The sequence below is a fragment of the Kitasatospora putterlickiae genome, from assembly GCF_039527695.1.
Classification (GTDB): domain Bacteria; phylum Actinomycetota; class Actinomycetes; order Streptomycetales; family Streptomycetaceae; genus Kitasatospora; species Kitasatospora putterlickiae.
The window spans coordinates 2,730-3,146 of record NZ_BAAAKJ010000124.1 but is presented as its reverse complement, the minus strand read 5'-3'; the positions used below and the strand labels follow the sequence as shown (position 1 = coordinate 3,146).

Sequence of the window (417 nt, the reverse complement as noted above, 5' to 3'; positions counted from 1 at the left end):
CGGTTGCGCGGGACGGCCGGCACCCGCTCGATGACGTCCGGGACGTGCCGCGGTGACAGCGCCGACCGCAGCGCGCGGCCCGGCCCGACGCCGAGGTCCTCCGCGAGCCGCCGCCGGGTGCGGTGGTAGACGTCGACGGCGTCGCGGGCGCGCCCGGCCTGGTTCAGGCAGAGCACCAGCAGGGCGGCCACCTGCTCGTTCAGCGGATCGGACTCCAGCACCTGGTCGAGGCCGGACACCGCCTCCGCACCCCGGCCGAGCCGCAGCAGCCGTTCCGCCCGGGCCTCCAGGGCCACGGCCCGGTCGCGCCGCAGACGGTCGGCGAGCGCGTCCCTCAGGTCGGTGTCGGGCAGGCCGGCCAGGGCGGCGGGACCGTTCCACAGGTCGAGCGCCCGGCCCAGCAGCGCGGCCGCCGCG

General features: G+C 79.1%; 1 protein-coding gene. It reads right to left on the bottom strand.

The window, feature by feature from the left end; translation table 11 throughout:
- Window positions 1-417, bottom strand: a 417-nt coding sequence (locus tag ABD308_RS13125; RefSeq protein ID WP_344332943.1) for an AfsR/SARP family transcriptional regulator, incomplete at both ends; no start/stop codon positions are given.